Source organism: Comamonas faecalis (assembly GCF_039538025.1).
Taxonomy (GTDB): Bacteria; Pseudomonadota; Gammaproteobacteria; order Burkholderiales; family Burkholderiaceae_C; genus Comamonas_C; species Comamonas_C faecalis.
Genome location: NZ_BAABBP010000038.1, coordinates 22,837 through 28,836, shown reverse-complemented (window position 1 = coordinate 28,836; position 6,000 = coordinate 22,837). Strand labels below are relative to the sequence as shown.

The window sequence follows — 6,000 nt, the reverse complement described above, 5'->3', positions numbered from 1 at the left end:
CAGCACCTGGCGGGGATGAAGGACAGCAAGGTGATCGTTGCGATCAACAAGGACGCGGAGGCGCCGATCTTTGGCGTGGCCGACTATGGGTTGGAGGCGGATTTGTTTGCGGCCGTGCCGGAGATGGTCAAGGCTTTGTGAGCGCCTTCGTCAGTCATTCAAATCAGAGAGCGGCCACAAGGCCTGGCTGCTTTCAAAGCAACGCTGCGCGCCCGTGACCGGATCCGTGAACTCCAGCCGCCGCGCGAGCAGTTGCAGCGGCCGGGAGTAGTCGCCCGGCGCGGCGTCGCAGACTTCGGGATACAGCGCATCGTGCGCAATCGGCATGCCCAGCGCGGCCATCTGCACGCGCAACTGGTGGCGCTTGCCGCTGACGGGCTCCAGCCGGTAGCGCGCCATGCCGCCCAGGCGCTGCAGCACGTCGATGCGGGTGAGGGCATTGGGCTCGCCCGGCGCTTCGTGCATGCGAAAGAAATCGCCGCATTCCTGCAGGCGGCTGGCGTGTTGCAGCGGAAAGGCCAGATCGCCGCGCCAACGGGCATTGGCCTCGTAGACCTTGCGCACCGCACGATCGCGAAACAGCGCCTGGTAGCGCCCGCGCGTGGCGCGCTGCGTGGAAAACAGCACCAGGCCGGCGGTGTCGCGGTCGATGCGGTGAACGGGTGATAGCTCGCGCAGCCCCAGCTTGCGGCGCAGGCGCACCAACAGCGTGTGCTGCAGATAGCGCCCAGCCGGAGCGACGGGCAGAAAATGCGGTTTGTCGGCGACCAGCAGATGCTCATCCTGGTAGAGCACCTGCTCTTGAAACGGTATGCAGGCCTCATCCACCAGTTCGCGGTAGTAGTACAGCCGCAGGCCAGCCACAAAGAGGCGCTCGGGTGTGACGCGCACGCCATGCTCATCGACCACCTCGCCCAGCAGCATGCGCCGCAGCCAGTCATCGCGCGACACCAGTGGCAGGCGCTGCGCGAGAAAGTCCAGCATGCTGCCCTGCCCCCGGCTGGGCAGCACCACACAGCTGGGCGCCACGCCGTCGCGCAGCGGCAGAACCTGAGGGTCGTGGGTGTTGTACATCCTGGAGCCGCCGGACAAAGTCAAACGGACTGCAGTGCGGCAACTGCAGTCCGTTGGATAGTAATGGCCGGCGTGGCGGGCCCTCTTGCAAGTGTCTTACCAAGCTGCACCACACTCCGCACCTTGGGCCGGAATATACGGATAAAAATTGCTCTGTTTGGTGAAATTGTGGAATTTGCTCTCACCCTGTCTCACTCGCACTGCATCTCCCGCCAATTGTTCCCAGGATAGATGCGGCAGTCAAAAGCGGCGACTGTGGGACGAAAAAGCCGCGCACGGCCAGGCGATTGCCGCGCAGCAGACGGCTGCTGCCCGGTGCGGCGGGCGCTGGCGCTTGAGGCGGCCCCGACGTCATTGCTTTTCTTGCTCTTTGCCCTTGGCAGCGCCACCCGGCGCACGCGCCGACGGCACGCGCCAGCCATGGCGTATCGCGCCGTAGCGCAGCGCAAAGCACAGCAGGCCGCCAGCGGCTGTGCTGGCGACGGGCGAGAGCTGCAGCGCATACCCGGCCACGACCACCAGCGCGCCGGCCAGCGCGGCGAGCGCGTACAGGTCGGCGCGCAGCACCACGGGTATCTCGCGCACCAGCATGTCGCGCAGCATGCCGCCGCCAATGCCGGTCAGCATGCCCAGCAGCGCGGCCATGGGCGGGATCAGCCCGTATTCCAGCGCTTTTTCGGCGCCGGCCACCGCAAAAAACGCCAGCCCTATCGCATCCAGCCACTGCACCGAATGCTTGAAGCGCGTGACCAGCGGGTGCCAGAAGAACACGATGGCGCCGGCCAGCACCGAGACGCTGACGTAGTAGCCGCTGGCAATGGCCGCCGGCGGCACCGCGCCGATGAGCAGGTCGCGCGTCATGCCGCCCGCGTTGCCCGCGGCAAACGCCAGCACCATGACGCCGAAGATGTCCAGCCGGTGGCGCACCGCCGCCGCCGCGCCGCTGAGCGCAAAGACGAAGGTGCCGCCCAGGTCGAGCGTTACCAGCAGCGGGCCGATGACGTTGGTGTTCATGTGCTTGCGGCTTGCATGCCGTCGTGTGTTGTACGGGATGTGGCGCCGCCTTTGCGGGGCGGTGGTACGGGAGCAATCGTATCGGCCCTGCGCCGGAGTGCCGGCAAGATGCCGGCACTCCAATCGCAGCGAGGGCGCCGCGCCTACGGAATGCCAGGTTCCGTGGCGGGAGCGGCGCCCTCGCCGCGATGGGCGCCGCCGGCCATCTGCGCGCGTGCGCTGTCGCGCGCCTGGGCCAGCAGCAGCTGCAGCTGCGCCTGCATGGCGGGCGGGCAGTCCTGCAGCAGCTCGGCGGCCAGCGCCGCGCGCTCCGCGGCCAGCCGGCCAAACAGCTGCTGGCCCTGCGCGCTCAGGCGCAGCTGGCGCACGCGCCGGTCTTGCGCGCTTTCGCTGCGCAGCAGCCAGCCTTTGTCCTGCAGCTGCGCCAGCATGCGCGCCATCTGCGCTTTGTCCACGCGGCTGTGCTCTACCAGCCTTTTTTGCGTGCATCCGGGGTGCTCGCCCACTTTCATCAGCACGCGCAGTTCGCCAAAGCTCAGCTGCGGGCACACCACGGCCAGGCGCTGGCGCATGCGCATGCGAAAAATGCGCAGCAGCTCGTGCAAAGTGTCAAAGACGTCGATGGGCTGGAAACTGGAAGCTGGAGTCGGCATGGATGGGCAGCTTATAAAACGGTTGACCAAGTCTACCGATCATATGACAATCAGTTGACTTTATCAACCATTTGAATCGCCATGCCCATCTCGCCTTCCACTCCCCTGATCCAGCGCGTGCGCCACCCGTTTGCCGCCCGCCACGTGCAACTGCTGGCACGCCAGGCCGTCAGCCCCGGCTTTGTGCGCCTGACGCTGGGCAGCCCCGCGCTGGCAGGTTTCGTCAGCGCGGGCTTTGACGACCACGTCAAGCTCATCCTGCCGCAGGCCGGACAGGACAGGCCCAACCTGCCCGCCATCGTCGACGGCCGCCCGTACATCGACGGGCCGCGCCCGACGATGCGCGACTACACGCCGCTGCATTTCGACGCGCAGAACAACACCCTGCAGGTGGAATTTGCCATTCACGGCAGCGGCCCGGCCGCCGACTGGGCGCGCAGCGCGCCGATTGGCGACTGGGCCGGGCTGGCCGGCCCGCGCGGCAGCATGGTGGTTCCTGCCGATCTCGACTGGCATGTGCTGCTGGGCGACGAGTCGGCCATGCCGGCCATCGAGCGCCGCCTGGCCGAGCTGCCCGAGGGCACGCGCGCCATCGTGCGCGTGCAGGTGCAAGACCCGGCCGACCAGCGCGCCTGGACCAGTCGCGCGGCGCTGGACTGCGTGTTCACCGACTCGCTGGCGCGCGCCGTCGACCAGCTGGCGCTGCCCGCCGGCAGCGGCTTCGTCTGGGGCGCGGGCGAGAACGCGCTGATGCAGTCGCTGCGCGCGCCGCTGCTGGCCAAGGGCGCCGACGCCAAGCGCATGCGCCTGTCGGCCTACTGGAAGCGCGGCGTGGCCGATCACCATGAGGAGCTGGCGGAATGAGCGGGCCGCTTTCAGGATGTCGCAGCAAGCGCCCAGCGGATATGGGAGTGACTGGTTTCATCATCAGGCAAAGGCAACCGGCGGCGCCGGTATTCACTCCCTCTCCCTCAGGGAGTGAGTGAGGATGAGGGCCGGCGACCTCATCCGAAGCACGTCGCCGACCAATCTGCGAATCCCTTGCAGGGAAACCCCCGAAGCCACCAGCCTCCGGCTGCAGCCACGGGCATGCAAGCCATCGCGAACCGATGTCTCGCCCGCACCAGCGCAGCGCTGGCAAGTGCCGCACAATGGCCGCCATGCAGCTTCACTTCATCGCCAACCAGGGCCAGCCCTCCTCCGGCGGCCGCACGATCGAGGTCATCGACCCCTCGTATGGCCAGCCGTTCGACACCATCCAGCGCGGAACGCCCGAGGACATCGACGCCGCGGTGCGCGCCGCGCGCCAGTGTTTTGACGAGGTGTGGCGCAAGACCGCGCCGGTCGAGCGCTCGCGCCTGCTGATGCGGCTGTCGGCCAAGATCACCGAGCATGCCGATGAACTGGCCGCGCTGGAACAGCGCGACTGTGGCAAGCCCACCCGCCAGGCGCGTGCCGACGCCGCGGCGCTGGCGCGCTATTTCGAGTTCTACGCCGGCGCCTGCGACAAGCTGCACGGCGAGACCATTCCCGCGGCCGACGGTTACAGCGTGCTGACCTGGCGCGAGCCACACGGCGTGACCGGCCACATCGTGCCGTGGAACTATCCGATGCAGATCTTTGGCCGCTGCGTGGGCGCGGCGCTGGCCGCGGGCAACACCTGCGTGGTCAAGCCGGCCGAGGACGCCTGCCTGTCGCTGCTGCGCGTGGCCCAGCTGGCGGCCGAGGCGGGTTTTCCTGCCGGCGCGCTCAACATCGTCACCGGCTACGGCCACGAGGTGGGCGACGCCCTCGCCCGTCACCCGGGCGTGCAGCACGTGAGCTTTACCGGCAGCCCCCGCGTGGGCACGCTGATCCAGCAGGCCGCGGCCGAGCACCACTGCCCGGTGACGCTGGAGCTGGGTGGCAAAAGCCCGCAAATCGTGTTTGCCGACGCCGACCTGGACGCGGCGCTGCCGGTGCTGGTGGGCGCCATCATCCAGAACGCCGGCCAGACCTGCTCGGCCGGCTCGCGCGTGCTGATCGAACGCGACATCTACGAGCCGCTGCTCGCGCGCCTGGCGCGCGCCTTCGAGGGCCTGCGCGTGGGCCCGGCTGCCATGGACCTGGAGCTTGGGCCTCTGATCCGCCAGAGCCAGCAGCAGCGCGTGTGGGACTTTCTCTCGGATGCGCAGGCCGCCGGCATTGCGGTGGCGGCGCAGGGCCACATCGTCGACGAGGCGCCGGACACCGGCTTTTACCAGGCGCCCACGCTGCTGCGCGACGTGCCGCCCGAGCACCGCCTGGCGCAGGAGGAAATCTTCGGCCCGGTGCTGTGCGCCATGCCGTTTGACGGGGAAGACCACGCGGTGCAACTGGCCAACGCCACGGCCTACGGGCTGGTCGCCGGCATCTGGACGCGCGACGGCGGCCGCCAGCTGCGCATGGCGCGGCGCGTGGAAAGCGGCCAGGTGTTCATCAACAACTATGGTGCAGCCGGCGGCGTGGAACTGCCGTTTGGCGGCGTCAAGGCCAGCGGCCACGGCCGCGAAAAAGGCTTCGAGGCGCTGTATGGCTTCACCACGCTCAAGACCGTGGCCATCCGCCACGGGTAACCCGCCCTCCCGCCGCCGCGGGCGCACTCGGCGCCCGGGCGCATCTGCAACGACATGCCACTTCCTCCCCCCGTATCACGCACCGCGCGCCACCTGCGCCGCGTCACTTACCACGGCTATGAACGCGACGACGGCCTGTGGGACATCGAAGGCGAGCTGATCGACAGCAAGCCCGTGGACACCCCCATCCTGCGCGAGCCCGGCACTGTGCGCCCCGCCGGCGCGCCCATCCACCTCATGCGGCTGCGCGTGACCGTCGACCGCCAGCTGACGGTGCACGCCATTGCCGCGGCCATGGACGCGCACCCGCTGCACGACTGCCAGCAGGCGCTGCAGGCAATGCAGTCCATGGTCGGCGCCAACATGGCGCGCGGCTGGCGCCAGGCCATCCAGCACAACCTGGGCGGCGTGGCCGGTTGCACCCATATGCGCGAGCTGCTGTTCAACCTGGCCACGGCCGCGTTCCAGAGCATCAGCAGCGCCTTTGACGCGCAGGGCGACGCCCCGCCGCGCCATCTGGGCCAATGCACCGGCTGGGCCTTCGACGGCCGCGGCGTGCGCGAGTACTACCCGCAGTTCCACAAAAAGGCGCTAGTACGGCAACCAGGAAGTAGAGGAACACAATGAAAGCGATGGATTCGTGCTCAGGGCAAGGCGCAAACCGC

At 68.5% G+C, this 6,000-nt stretch carries 6 protein-coding genes and 1 pseudogene; 4 read left to right on the top strand and 3 right to left on the bottom strand.

Features of this window, described 5'->3' with window-relative positions:
- Positions 1-141, top strand: a pseudogene (locus ABD767_RS15635) (electron transfer flavoprotein subunit alpha/FixB family protein); the annotation flags it as partial.
- 9 nt (positions 142-150) lie between these two features.
- On the opposite strand, the gene ABD767_RS15630 reads toward ABD767_RS15635, so the two are convergent.
- The 3 genes from ABD767_RS15630 to ABD767_RS15620 all read right to left on the bottom strand — a co-directional run bounded on the left by ABD767_RS15630 (position 151) and on the right by ABD767_RS15620 (position 2,741).
- Positions 151-1,074, bottom strand: coding sequence for a pseudouridine synthase (locus tag ABD767_RS15630; RefSeq protein WP_103046557.1), 924 nt, complete (start codon positions 1,072-1,074; stop codon positions 151-153).
- 351 nt (positions 1,075-1,425) lie between these two features.
- Positions 1,426-2,088: a TRIC cation channel family protein gene (locus ABD767_RS15625; protein ID WP_103046556.1), complete on the bottom strand. Its 663-nt coding sequence runs from the start codon at positions 2,086-2,088 to the stop codon at positions 1,426-1,428.
- 143 nt (positions 2,089-2,231) lie between these two features.
- On the bottom strand, positions 2,232-2,741 hold the full coding sequence (locus ABD767_RS15620; protein WP_103046555.1) for a MarR family transcriptional regulator: 510 nt from the start codon (positions 2,739-2,741) through the stop codon (positions 2,232-2,234).
- A gap of 81 nt (positions 2,742-2,822) precedes the next feature.
- Here ABD767_RS15620 and ABD767_RS15615 point away from each other — a divergent pair, with 81 nt between their 5' ends.
- The 3 genes from ABD767_RS15615 to ABD767_RS15605 all read left to right on the top strand — a co-directional run bounded on the left by ABD767_RS15615 (position 2,823) and on the right by ABD767_RS15605 (position 5,962).
- Positions 2,823-3,605 carry a siderophore-interacting protein gene (locus ABD767_RS15615; RefSeq protein WP_344869918.1) on the top strand — a complete coding sequence of 261 codons (783 nt, stop codon included), beginning with the start codon at positions 2,823-2,825 and terminating at the stop codon, positions 3,603-3,605.
- A 296-nt stretch (positions 3,606-3,901) separates the two neighbouring features.
- Positions 3,902-5,335 carry an aldehyde dehydrogenase family protein gene (locus ABD767_RS15610; RefSeq protein ID WP_103046558.1) on the top strand — a complete coding sequence of 478 codons (1,434 nt, stop codon included), beginning with the start codon at positions 3,902-3,904 and terminating at the stop codon, positions 5,333-5,335.
- A gap of 54 nt (positions 5,336-5,389) precedes the next feature.
- A complete protein-coding gene (locus ABD767_RS15605; protein ID WP_103046553.1) occupies positions 5,390-5,962 on the top strand; it encodes a DUF2889 domain-containing protein in 573 nt (190 codons plus the stop codon).
- Positions 5,963-6,000 lie beyond the last annotated feature (38 nt).

What these genes read in the sequence shown, in the direction of transcription:
- ABD767_RS15630 (WP_103046557.1), bottom strand. Translation starts at nt 1,074, where the DNA reads ATGTACAACACCCACGACCCTCAGGTTCTGCCGCTGCGCGACGGCGTG.
- ABD767_RS15625 (WP_103046556.1), bottom strand. Translation starts at nt 2,088, where the DNA reads ATGAACACCAACGTCATCGGCCCGCTGCTGGTAACGCTCGACCTGGGC.
- ABD767_RS15620 (WP_103046555.1), bottom strand. Translation starts at nt 2,741, where the DNA reads ATGCCGACTCCAGCTTCCAGTTTCCAGCCCATCGACGTCTTTGACACT.
- ABD767_RS15615 (WP_344869918.1), top strand. Translation starts at nt 2,823, where the DNA reads ATGCCCATCTCGCCTTCCACTCCCCTGATCCAGCGCGTGCGCCACCCG.
- ABD767_RS15610 (WP_103046558.1), top strand. Translation starts at nt 3,902, where the DNA reads ATGCAGCTTCACTTCATCGCCAACCAGGGCCAGCCCTCCTCCGGCGGC.
- ABD767_RS15605 (WP_103046553.1), top strand. Translation starts at nt 5,390, where the DNA reads ATGCCACTTCCTCCCCCCGTATCACGCACCGCGCGCCACCTGCGCCGC.